Annotated in this window: 9 protein-coding genes; 5 read left to right on the top strand and 4 right to left on the bottom strand. The window is 71.6% G+C overall.

Going from position 1 to position 10,975, the window contains the following annotated elements; translation table 11 throughout:
- The 5 genes from JWR86_RS17215 to JWR86_RS17195 all read left to right on the top strand — a co-directional run.
- A partial coding sequence (locus JWR86_RS17215; RefSeq protein ID WP_299567713.1) for a methyltransferase domain-containing protein occupies nt 1-738 on the top strand: 738 nt, incomplete at its 5' end.
- Between the two features lie 136 nt (nt 739-874).
- Nucleotides 875-2,323, top strand: coding sequence for a dihydropyrimidinase (hydA, locus tag JWR86_RS17210; RefSeq protein WP_299567711.1), 1,449 nt, complete (start codon nt 875-877; stop codon nt 2,321-2,323).
- Between the two features lie 118 nt (nt 2,324-2,441).
- On the top strand, nt 2,442-4,448 hold the full coding sequence (locus JWR86_RS17205) for a protein-L-isoaspartate(D-aspartate) O-methyltransferase (protein WP_299567710.1): 2,007 nt from the start codon (nt 2,442-2,444) through the stop codon (nt 4,446-4,448).
- Nucleotides 4,449-4,519: 71 nt separating this feature from the next.
- Nucleotides 4,520-5,278, top strand: coding sequence for an endonuclease/exonuclease/phosphatase family protein (locus tag JWR86_RS17200; protein WP_299567709.1), 759 nt, complete (start codon nt 4,520-4,522; stop codon nt 5,276-5,278).
- Nucleotides 5,275-6,279 carry a lysylphosphatidylglycerol synthase domain-containing protein gene (locus JWR86_RS17195; protein ID WP_299567708.1) on the top strand — a complete coding sequence of 335 codons (1,005 nt, stop codon included), beginning with the start codon at nt 5,275-5,277 and terminating at the stop codon, nt 6,277-6,279. The genes JWR86_RS17200 and JWR86_RS17195 overlap by 4 nt, the downstream gene beginning before the upstream one ends.
- On the opposite strand, the gene JWR86_RS17190 is transcribed toward JWR86_RS17195, so the two are convergent.
- From JWR86_RS17190 to JWR86_RS17175, 4 genes are all read right to left on the bottom strand, one after another.
- A complete protein-coding gene (locus tag JWR86_RS17190; RefSeq protein WP_299567706.1) occupies nt 6,238-7,713 on the bottom strand; it encodes a phospholipase D-like domain-containing protein in 1,476 nt (491 codons plus the stop codon). The two genes, JWR86_RS17195 and JWR86_RS17190, sit on opposite strands and share 42 nt — an antisense overlap.
- A 104-nt stretch (nt 7,714-7,817) precedes the next feature.
- On the bottom strand, nt 7,818-8,804 hold the full coding sequence (gene denD / locus JWR86_RS17185; protein WP_299567704.1) for a D-erythronate dehydrogenase: 987 nt from the start codon (nt 8,802-8,804) through the stop codon (nt 7,818-7,820).
- 88 nt (nt 8,805-8,892) lie between these two features.
- The gene (locus tag JWR86_RS17180) at nt 8,893-9,639 is read right to left on the bottom strand and encodes an SDR family oxidoreductase (protein ID WP_299567702.1); all 747 of its coding nucleotides are present in this window, start codon (nt 9,637-9,639) and stop codon (nt 8,893-8,895) included.
- An 11-nt stretch (nt 9,640-9,650) separates the two neighbouring features.
- Nucleotides 9,651-10,826: a GNAT family N-acetyltransferase gene (locus JWR86_RS17175; protein WP_299567700.1), complete on the bottom strand. Its 1,176-nt coding sequence runs from the start codon at nt 10,824-10,826 to the stop codon at nt 9,651-9,653.
- Nucleotides 10,827-10,975 lie beyond the last annotated feature (149 nt).

Genomic DNA, 10,975 nt, shown 5'->3' with positions numbered 1-10,975 from the left:
GAGCCGCGGGGCCGCCGCGCTGGCCCCGGCGCTTGCCAGCGTCACCTGCACGCCGGGGCGGGCGCCGTGAGGTCGGGCGCGCCCGGGCTGCGGGCCGTCGATTTCGGCGATCTCGGCGGGGTCGAGCCGGTCGGTCGCGCCTTTGGCGGGGATCGCGGCACACCGCTCGACCGGCGCTACATCGACCGCTTCCTGGCCCGCCATGCGGGCGACATCCGGGGCATCGTGCTCGAAGTCGGCGAGACCCTGTACACGACGCGGTTCGGCGGCTCGGCCGTCGAGGCCGCCGAGACGGTCGATGGGCCGGAGACCGGCAATCCGCAGGCCACCTACCTGGTGGATCTGCAGACCGGCCAGGGTCTGCCGCAGCGCCGCTTCGATTGCGTGATCCTGACCCAGACCCTGCACATGACCTACGACACCCGCGGCGTGCTCCGCACCGTGCGGGAGGCGCTTGCGCCCGGCGGGGTGGTGTTGGCCACCGTGCCGGGCATCACGCCCATCGACCAGGCGGACGGCCCGGAGAAGTGGTTCTGGGCGATGACGCAGAGCGCGGCGCGGCGGCTCTTCGCGGAGCTGTTCGGGCCGGACCATGTGGAGGTGGAGCAGTTCGGCAACGTCTACGCGGCGACCGCCTTCCTCCAGGGCCTCGCCGCCGAGGAGCTGGATGCCGACAAGCTCGCCGTGGTGGACCCGCTGTTTCCGGTGATCACCGGCATCCGGGCCGTCCGGCGCTGAGCCGTCGGCAAGGCCGTGCCCGGCTTGCCATCCGGCCGCGAAGGGGCTCAAAGACCCCGCCTCTCGGGCCCGACACGAGCACCGCCTTCGGCCAGACCTGCGGCACCGGCATCCCCTTCAGTGAACGGATTCCCTCATGAGCGAACCCGCCTATGACCTCGTCATCCGGGGTGGCACGGTAGCGACCGCCTGCGACGTGATGGAAGCCGATCTCGGCATCCGGGGCGAGGAGGTGGTCGCCATCGGCCGCCAGCTCGGGCCGGGCCGGCGGGAGATCGATGCGGGCGGCCGGCTGGTGCTGCCGGGCGGGGTGGACCCGCATTGCCATGTCGAGCAGCTCTCCGCGAACGGGCTCCTCAACGCCGACACCTGGGAGAGCGCCACCACGGCCGCGGCCTTCGGCGGCACCACCACCATCATCTCCTTCGCGGCCCAGCATGTCGGCATGCGGCTGCGCGACGTGGTGGCCGATTACCACCGCCGCGCCGAGCGCGGCGCCGTGGTCGATTACAGCTTCCATATGATCCTCGCGGACCCGACCGAGGAAACGCTCAAGGAGGACGTGCCGGAGCTGGTCGCGACGGGTCACGCCTCGCTCAAGGTCTTCATGACCTATGACCGGCTGCGGGTCGACGACGAGAAGCTGCTCGATGTGCTGTGGGCAGCCCGGCAGAACCGGGCGTTCGTCTGCGTCCACGCCGAGAACCACGGCATGATCAGCTGGATGGGCAAGCGCTTTCTGGAGCGCGGCCTGCTTGCCCCGAAATACCATCCGGCGTCCCATCCGCGCGTGTCGGAGGCGGAGGCCTTCGACCGGCTCGGCGCGGCCGCCCGCATGCTGGACCAGCCCGTGATGGTGTTCCACGTCTCCACCAAGGAGGGCGCGGCCGCGATCCGGCGGATGCGCGGCGAGGGCATCAAGATCTTCGCCGAGACCTGCCCGCAATACCTCTTCATGACGGCGGCCGATCTCGACAAGCCGGGCCTCGACGGCGCCAAGTGGATGTGCAGCCCGCCGGTGCGGGAGCGTGAGGACCAGGAGGCGATCTGGCGCGCGCTCGAACTCGGCGACCTCCAGGTGATCTCCTCCGACCACGCGCCCTACCGGCTCGACGAGACCGGCAAGTTCTCGGCCGGCCCGAACCCGACCTTCAAGCAGATCGCCAACGGCATGCCGGGGGTGGAGCTGCGCCTGCCCGTGCTGTTCGACGCCATGGTGTCGAAGGGGCGGCTCGGGCTGCAGCGCTTCGTGGAGCTCACCTCGACCGCACCGGCCCGCATCTACAACCTGCCCGGCAAGGGCTCGATCGCGGTCGGCCACGACGCCGACCTCGCCATCTGGAACCCGGACCGCGAGGTCACGATCGCGGACGGCACGACGCACGACCTGTCCGGCTACACGCCCTATGCGGGCCGCACCGTGCGGGGCTGGCCCGAGACGGTGATCTCCCGCGGCCGCGTGCTGGTCGAGGACGGGGCGCTGAAGGCCGAGCCCGGTTCGGGCCGCTTCCTGGCCCGCGAGGCCGGCGAGGCGGCCCGGCCGCTGGGCCGTCCCTCCGCCGAAGTCGCGCTGCTGCTGGACTGAGCGCGCCGTGGCGCGCCCGACCGCGCCACGAACGAAGCCGCCTCTCGGGCGTTGAGGCCCGGATCGAGGCGGAGTTCCGCAGAGTGCAGGGCTTCGCGGGGACCCCCGGAGGCTCAGCTTGGCGGTCAGGCAGGATCTGGCCCGCGCCCGCGACCGGATGGTCGACATCCAGCTCCGCGGCCGCGGCATTCGCGACGGTCGCGTGCTCGACGCGATGCGAAGCATTCCGCGGGAGCGCTTCGTCGATCCGGGCTTGGCCGAATTCGCCTACGAGGACGGTCCCCTGCCGCTGGCCGAGGGGCAGACCATTTCCCAGCCCTACATCGTCGCCCTGATGATCGAGGCGGCCGAGATCGGCCCGGAGGACACCGTCCTGGAGGTCGGCGCGGGCTCCGGCTACGCGACGGCGATCCTGGCCCGGCTGGCCGGGCGGGTGCATGCGGTGGAGCGCCACGCCTCGCTGGCCGAAGCGGCCCGGCGGCGCCTCACCGAACTCGGACAGGGGGAGGTCGAGCTGCGGACCGGCGACGGCACGGTCGGCTGGCCTTCGGCCGCGCCCTTTGAGGCCATTCTGGTCGCGGCCGGGGGGCCGGCCGTGCCGGCCGCGCTGAAGGCGCAGCTTGCGCTTGGCGGACGGCTTGTGATCCCGGTCGGCCCCGACCGGCGCCAGACACTGCTCAAGATCACCCGCACGGGCGAGAGCACCTTTGCCGAGGAGGATCTCGGCGCCGTGGCCTTCGTGCCCCTGATCGGGGCCCAGGGCTGGGCCGAGGACGGCCGCCGCGCCGCCACCAGCCACGTCCCGGGCCGCTCCGGCGACCTGACCCTGCCCGAGATGATCGCCGAGGCGGCCGAGCCGCTGCCGGACCTGGACGACCCCGCCTTCGGGGCCCTGTTCGACCGATTCGCCGAGTGCCGCGTGGTGCTGCTCGGCGAAGCGAGCCACGGCACGTCCGAGTTCTACCGCGCTCGGGCGGCGATCACCCGCCACTTGGTCGAGCGGCATGGCTTCACGGTTCTGGCCGTGGAGGCGGATTGGCCGGACGCCGCGGCACTGGACCGCTACGTGCGGCACCGACCGGCCCGGCCCGGTGCCGAGGCCCCGTTCCGGCGCTTCCCGACCTGGATGTGGCGGAACCGGGAGGTGGCGGATCTCGTGGCCTGGATGCGCGACCGCAATGGCCGGGTCACGGACCCGGCGGCCCGCGTCGGCTTCTACGGGCTCGACCTCTACAACATGCGGGGCTCGATCGCGGCTGTTCTGGACTACCTCGCCCGGGTCGATCCGGAGGCCGCCGCGGTGGCGCGGGAGCGCTATGGCTGCCTCACGCCCTGGCAGAAAGAGCCCTCGACCTATGGCCGGGCCGTGCTGAGCGCCGGCTATGAGCCCTGCGAGGCGGCCGTGATCGCCCAGTGCCGGGACCTCCTCGGACGGGCGCTGGATTACGGTCATGCCGACGAGGACAGCTTCCTCGACGCCGCCCAGAACGCCCGGCTCGTGGCCTCGGCCGAGCGCTACTATCGGGTCATGTATTACGGCGGCGCCGAATCCTGGAACCTGCGCGACACGCACATGTTCGAGACGCTGTCCCACCTTCTCGAGGCGCGCGGCCCCACCGCGAAGGCGGTCGTCTGGGCGCACAACTCGCATATCGGGGACGCCCGCTACACGGATATGGGCGTGCTCCGGGAGGAGCTGAACATCGGCCAGCTCTGCCGCGAGCGCTTCGGCCGCGAGGCCGCGCTGATCGGCTTCGGCACTCATGCCGGCACGGTCGCGGCCGCGACCGATTGGGACGGGGACATGGAGGTGAAGCGCGTCCGGCCCTCGCACCGGGACAGCTACGAGCGGCTGTGCCACGACAGCGGCGTGCCCCGCTTTCTCCTGGATCTCGCGGAGGGGCGGCACGATGCCTTGCGGCACCGCCTGCTCGAACCTCGGCTGGAGCGCTTCATCGGCGTGATCTACCGGCCCGAAACGGAGCTGAGGAGCCACTACGCCGAGGCCTCGCTGCCGCAGCAATTCGACGCCTTCGTGTGGTTCGACGAGACCGCGGCCGTGACGCCGCTCGGGCCCGAACCGGGCCGCACGGGCGTGCCGGACACCTTCCCGTTCGGGCTCTGAGCGCGGCCCGAGTCCCTCGGAACGGTTTGTCCGGGCTGATGTTGGCGAAGGCTCAACTTACCTCCGGACCCGTGTACCGTCTCCTGACCTACAACGTTCATCGCTGCATCGGGACGGACGGGAAGCTGTCCCCAGGGCGGATCGCCGAGGTGATCGCGGCGGCCGAGCCCGATGTGGTGGCCCTGCAGGAGCTCGATGTCCGGCGCGCCCGAACCGGCCACATCGACCAGGCCGAGGAGATCGCCGGACGGCTCGGCATGGAGATGCATTTCCACCCCTCCATGCGGGTGTTCGAGGAGCTCTATGGCGATGCCATCCTGACGCCCCAGCCCTCGCGGCTGGTCAGGGCGGGGCCGCTGCCCGGCCTTGCGTCCCGGCCGCAGCTCGAACCGCGCGGCGCTCTGTGGGTTGCCGTCGAGCTCGGCGGACAGGAATGCGGCGTGGTGAACACCCATCTCGGCCTCAGGGGAGCGGAACGGTCCGCGCAGGTCGAGGCGCTGCTCGGCCCGGACTGGCTCGGCGCGGGGCCGAATGATCCCTGCATGGTGGTCGGCGACCTGAACGCGCTGCGGTGGTCGCGCGCCTACCGGCGCCTCGCCGCCCGCTTCTCGGACGCGCAATGCGGAGCCGCGAGGCGACCGCGCGCCACCTTTCCGAGCTGCCTGCCGCTGCTCCGGCTCGACCACATCTTCACCAGCCCCTCGATCCAGGTTCTGCGGACGGATACCTTGCGCACGCCGGTGGCCCGCCGGGCCTCCGACCACCTGCCGCTGCTGATCGAATTCGGTGTGCGCCCCGCCGCTGTTCGCCAGGCTGGAGGGGCGGCATGAGCGTCGCCGCCGCCCGCAGCCCGCAGGGCGCGGCCACTGCGGACCAGGAGGCTCGCACCGGCCGCAAGACCTGGCTGCTGCGTGGGCTCCTGGTGCTCGGCATCTGCCTGGCGGCGTACCTGATCTACCGCACGCTGCACCGCTACAGCTTTGACGACATTGTGGCCGCCGTGGCCGCCATCCCGGGCTCCAACCTCGCCCGGGCGGGCGGGTTCGCGGCAGCGAGCTACCTGTGCCTGACCGGGTTCGACTGGCTGGGCTTGCGCTATGTCGGCCGCAACCTGTCCTATCCGCGGGCCGCCCTCGCCTCCTTCACCAGTCTGTCGCTCGGGCACAACATCGGCTTTGCCGGGGTCAGCAGCGGCGCCATCCGCTACCGCTTTTACGCCCGCTGGGGCCTGTCCACGGGCGAGGTCGCGAAGCTGGTGCTGTTTTGCGGCGTCACCGTGGGGCTCGGCCTGCTGACGCTTGGCGCGGCCGCCCTGGTGCTGAAACCGGAGGTCGCCATGCGGCTGACCGGGTTCGACGCCCTGCCCGTCCGGCTGCTCGGGCTCGCCTGCGTGGGGCTGGTCGCAACCTATCTTGGGCTCGCCTGGATCGGCGGGACCGTGACGGTGCGGGGCTTCAGCCTGGACATGCCGAAGCCGACGCTGGCCCTGGCTCAGGTCGCGATCGGGGCCGTCAATTTCGCCTGCGTGGCGGCCTGCCTCCATGCGTTGGTGGCGGCGGTCGGGGAGGCCAGCTATTTCGACGTGGCCGGCGCCTACGTGACCGGCAACGTCACGGCGCTTCTGAGCCATGTGCCGGGCGGGCTCGGCGTGATCGAGACGGCCGTGATGTACCTGCTGCCCGGCCGCGACCTGATCGGCGCGCTGATCGCCTTCCGGGTGACCTACTTCTTCGTGCCGCTGGCCATCGGGCTGGTCGTGTTCGGGCTGTCCGAGCTGGTGTTCCGGCGCTCAGGCCCGCCGCCGGCGGCGCCCGCGCAAGAGCGGCGATAGCCCGCGCATCAGCGGCGAGAGCAGCCGGAAAGGGCGCTCCGGATCGAACAGGGACGTCACCCAGACCGGCGTCACGGGCCCTGGCCGATGGTCGATCTTCAACGGCCGCAGGCAGCGCGAGCTGACGTTGAGGCGGTCGATGGTGGCCACGAGCGAGTTCCCGTCGGCCAGGCAGGCGCGCACCTGCTCGGCCTCCGCGCAGAGATGCTCGGCTACCAGCCGGTCGCGCAGGGCCGAGATCGCCCGCGCGGTGGCCTCGTCGCGCGCCTCGATCGCGAGGTCGCATTCGGTGTCGAGCCCGATCGAGCGGTTGTTGAGGTTCGACGAGCCGATGCGCAGAAAGCAAGTGTCCACCAGCACCAGCTTGGCATGCACCAGCACCTCGCATTCGCCGGTCGAGGCGGGCACCACCGGGTAGAACACGCGCAGCCGGTCATAGCGGTCGGCCCGCTTCAAGCGCCGGAGCAGGCGATCGCGGTTGCGACCCATGACGACGCGCTCGGCGAGCCCGTGCGAGCGCCGCGTCACCACGACCACGACCTCCGGTCCGTCCGGCCGGGCCAGCGCCTCGGCCAGCACCGCGCCGATCTCGTCGGCGGTGAGGTACTGCGCCTCCAGGTAGATGCAGGTCCGGGCGGCCCGGAGCGCATCCACGGTCAGGGCCGCGCTCTCCCGCACGCCGCGCTGGCCCTTCCAGGGGGGTGACGTCCGGGCCACCGCGATCGGGATGTTCCGGAACTCGGCCGCCAGCTCGGGTGGCCAGGCGTCGGCAGCCTCGTGGTCCGGCGGCACGAGTTCCTCGCCGGTGGCGACCCGCCAGCGCTGCCGGGCGACGTCCGCGACCGCCCGCGCCGCCTCCCCGTCCACGGCCATCTGCAGGTCGTGCACGGGCGGATAGGCGCGGCCGTCCGGATCGCGACGGCACGGGTCCTCCGGATCGTGCCGGGGCGTGTCCCAGCGCCCGACCGTCAGGTCGGTGCCGCCCACGAAGGCAAGGACGTCGTCGATGGCCACGATCTTCTGGTGATGCGCGGCATAGACCGGGTGCTCGGTATCGAGCTTCACATGAATGCGCGGATGGTGCTGCCACTCGGCACCGAGCAGCAGCTGCATCGGCGAGCCGGGCGCGTGGATCACCGCCACGCTCCAGACCAGGATGCGGATCTCGAGATCCGGATGACGCTCCACGAGCGACCGCAGGTAGGGGCCCAGAGCCGGGGCGTCCGGCTGGTCCGGCCGCAATCCGATGCGACCGTCGAAATCCCAGCCGACAATCAGAACCGAGCGCCGGGCCCGAGACAACGCCCCTTCGAGGGCGGCGAAATAGGCCGCCCCGTCCACCAGCACGGCGGCCCTGTTGGCTTCCGCGACCCGCCAGCAATTGCGGCCTGGCGCGAGGATCGGATCTTGGGACTTCCCGGCAAAATCCGTCACCGTGTCGACAACCCGCCTTGCGCCATCGTTCCCGCCAAGGGACGGCCGGGATGTAACGACGGCCGGCCAGGATCGCAAAGGTTGCCGAGCGACGGGCGGCCGGCTCAGGCCGGGACGCGGCCGCCGAGTTCGTCCTCGATATAGACGCGAATGATGTCGTCGAAGCTCTGCTCCGCCCGGAAGCCGAACTCCTCCGCCCGCTTGGCCGAGAAGCGCTGCGGCCAGCCCTCGACGATCCGCATCACGGTGGGGTCGGGCTCGCGCCGGATCCGGGCCGCCACCGCGTCGCCGGCCACGCGGCGCAGCGCTTCGATCTGCTCCGCGACCGTGACCGAGAGGCCCGGCATGGTGAGGCTGCGCCGCTGCCCGAGCGGGGCCGTGTCGATCGTCGCGGCGTGGATCAGGAACTCGACCGCGGCGCGGGGCGAGGCGTGCCAGTGCCGCACCGTGTCGGCCACCGGCAGCACGGCCTCCTGCCCGTTCAGCGGCTCCCGGATGATGCCCGAGAAGAAGCCCGAGGCCGCCTTGTTCGGCCGGCCCGGCCGCACGCAGATGGTCGGCAGCCGGATGCCGACGCCGTCGAAGAAGCCGCGCCGCGAATAGTCGGCCAGCAGAAGCTCGCCGATCGCCTTCTGGGTGCCGTAGCTGGTGAGCGGCGTGCGGTGAAACGTGTCGCCGATCGGCTCGTCCGGGAAGGGGGCCCCGAACACCGCGATGGAGGATGTGAACACCACCTTGGGCGTATAGCCGTGGTTGGAATGCCGGATCGCCTCAAACAGCGCGCGGGTCGCGTCGAGGTTGATCCGATACCCCTTCTCGAACTCGGCCTCGGCCTCGCCGGAGACGATGGCGGCGAGGTGGAAGATCGTGTCGGGCCGGTCCGCGACCAGCCGCTCCGGCTGCCCGGGCTGGGACAGATCCCCGGCCGCAACCCGGACCTGAAAGGGAACTCCCTCCGGGGCCACCGGGGCCACAACGTCGAACAGCGTCATCCGCTCGATGCGGCGGCCGCCCAGGGTCCCGTCGCGGACGAGCCGCTCGACGAGCTTGCGCCCGACCATGCCTGCCGCACCGAGGACGAGGATGTTCATGCTGCCGGCCGTGCTCCGCGGACTATCGCGCCAGAACGATCACGTTCGCGTGACCGCGACAACCGACTTAGGGTGGCGAGCCCGGAATTCACAGCGCGAAGCCACCATCGGCCAGGTGGATCTGCCCCGTCGTGTAGCTGGATTCGTCGGAGGCCAGGTAGACGGCGAGCCAGCCGATCTCCTCGGGAGTGCCGAGACGGCCCATGGGCTGACGGTCGACGAAATTCTGCCGGACAGCGTCCAGGCTTTGGCCCGAGGCGGCGGCCTGGGCGGCGATGCGCTCGTCGAGCGAGGGCGACTGGATGGTGCCCGGGCAGATGGCGTTGGCCCGGATCCCCCGGCGGATGAAATCGGCCGCCACCGCCTTGGTCAGCCCGATCACGGCCGCCTTGGTGGTGCCGTAGACGTAGCGGTTCGGGATGCCCCGGACCGAGGAGGCCCCCGACGCGATGTTGATGATCGAGCCACGGCCCCGCTCCAGCATTCCGGGCAGAAAGGCCCGGATCGTCCGGTGCATGGATGTGACGTTGAGATCGAAGGAGAAATCCCAATCCGCCTGCGAGGTCTCGAGCACCGTGCCGTGGAACACGAACCCGGCCGCGTTGACCAGCACATCGACCGGCCCGGTCTCCCGGGCGAGCGCCTCCGCGGCCTCGCTGGACCGGGCGTCGAGCTTGCGGGTCTGGGCGGCCCCGATGCCCTGCAGCTTGCCCGGGTCCAGATCCGTCGCCCAAACGGTTGCGCCCTCCCGGACGAAGGCCTCCGCGATGGCCCGGCCGATCCCCTGCCCGGCCGCCGTGACCACCGCGACCTTACCTGCCAAACGCCCCGCCATCGCGGCCTCCTCTACAGCTCGATTGTTTTGGTCATGTGGACCAGGCTGCGGTCGGGGAGGTCTTCGGTCCTGCTGACCGCATAGCCACGCCGTCCGTACCAGTCGATGTTCTTGCGCAGCGGCGCGCCGGTGAACAGCCGGATCTCGCGCAGCCCGAGATCGCGGGCGCGCCGTTCCGCGGCCTCCAGCAGCGACCGGCCGATCCCGCCGTTCTGGCGCGCGGGATCGGTCGCCAGGCTCCAGATCAGCAGGTGATCCGGACGCGGATCCAGCGCCAGCGCGGCGACGAGCTGAGCGGCCTCCTCCAGGAGCCAGGTTTCGTAGCGCTCCAGCACCTCTTCGGGGGACATCAGGAGCGGCATCGGCTCGACACCGAGCTCGCTCCGGTTCCAGGCGTAGGCCGCCCCCTGCAGCAGGCCGAAGGCAGCGGCGTCCTCCCGCCCGGCGCGCCGCAGCGCCGTCCCGCCGATGCTGCGGGCCCCGAGCGCCGACAGGCTCAGCCGCTGCTGCCCGTCGGGACCGAAATTGGACGGGTCGAGCCAGAGTTCGAAGGCACGTCGCCGCGTGGGCCAGTCCACGTCCAGCATGGCGAACCAGGCCGTGTCCCGGTTGCGGCCCTTGACGATCATGTGCTGCCGAAACACCCCCTCGAAGGTGAAGCCGAGCCGGAGGGCCGCGCGCCGGGAGGGCGCGTTCAGGGCGTTGCACTTCCACTCGTAGCGCCGGTAGCCGAGTTCCTCGAAGGCGTGCCGGGCCAGCAGAAACATCGCCTCGGTGGCGCCGGGGCTGCGCTGCAGGGCCGGCGTATGCAGGATGCTGCCGATTTCGATGACCCGGTGCGTGGGCTCGATCCGCATATAGGACGCATGCCCGACGGCCTCGCCGCTGGCCCGGTCCAGAATGGCCAGCATGAACGGGTCGCGGCTGGCCGCCGCCTTCTCCAGATAAGCCCGAAACGCGCCGGCATCGGCCGAGGGGGCCTGAAACAGATACGCCCAAAGGCTTTCGTGCCCCGGCCCGTGCGACAGCCGGAACAGGGATTCGGCATGCGCGGCGGGATCCACCGGCACGAGCCGGACGTGGCGGCCCTCGAGCACCGTGTCCGGCGCCGGCATGCGGGCCGGGGCGAGGTCGATCTCGGGTCCGACCGGCAGGCCCGACGCGGCGTCCAGGACCCAGCCGCTCACGCCGCCGCTCCCGGAGCCGGGAGGGCAGCCGGCGCGAGAGGCACCTCGCAGACCGGAGCTCGACGACGCGTCTCGGGCGGGTGCGGGGCAGCGCTCATGCCCAACCTTCCCGCCGCCGCCGCCGCAGCGCAAGCCCGGCCGGCCGCCCG

This window comes from Enterovirga sp., from assembly GCF_028290205.1.
GTDB lineage: Bacteria > Pseudomonadota > Alphaproteobacteria > Rhizobiales > Beijerinckiaceae > Enterovirga.
This window is presented reverse-complemented; position numbering and strand designations above follow the sequence as displayed.

Bases quoted from the DNA above. Each gene is read 5' to 3' on its own strand.
- hydA (WP_299567711.1), top strand. From the start codon at position 875: ATGAGCGAACCCGCCTATGACCTCGTCATCCGGGGTGGCACGGTAGCG.
- JWR86_RS17195 (WP_299567708.1), top strand. From the start codon at position 5,275: ATGAGCGTCGCCGCCGCCCGCAGCCCGCAGGGCGCGGCCACTGCGGAC.
- denD (WP_299567704.1), bottom strand. From the start codon at position 8,804: ATGAACATCCTCGTCCTCGGTGCGGCAGGCATGGTCGGGCGCAAGCTC.
- JWR86_RS17180 (WP_299567702.1), bottom strand. From the start codon at position 9,639: ATGGCGGGGCGTTTGGCAGGTAAGGTCGCGGTGGTCACGGCGGCCGGG.